We start from the raw sequence: 274 nt of genomic DNA on the forward strand, positions 1-274 counted from the left end.
GTCTTGAGACGGTCGAACAGACCTTCGATCAGCTGGCTTTCTTCGCGTTGCATGATGACCCTCCCGCAGACGGTCTACTGGCGGCCTTCCCCGGGGAACGGCCTGGATGTCGAAAGGCGCAAGGCTGCGCACTGTTATGCCAGATAAAGGCGCAGCGGTGGCTTTTCAAGTTGCGTTCGCACGGCATTCAGCACAGGTTCAGCCAGAGGTCCACTGGCGCCCTTCCCATCTGAAGAGCCGCCCTGCCAGGGAGTTCCGGCTGGGCGTCCAGGAC

General features: G+C 61.7%; 1 protein-coding gene. It reads left to right on the forward strand.

Annotated features, from left to right (window positions below; genetic code table 11):
• On the forward strand, window positions 1–233 hold a 233-nt coding region (locus HWE04_RS24280), incomplete at its 5' end, for a hypothetical protein (protein ID WP_241813934.1).
• Window positions 234–274 lie beyond the last annotated feature (41 nt).

This window comes from Herbaspirillum sp. C7C2, from assembly GCF_022627865.1.
Lineage (GTDB): Bacteria > Pseudomonadota > Gammaproteobacteria > Burkholderiales > Burkholderiaceae_D > Herbaspirillum > Herbaspirillum frisingense.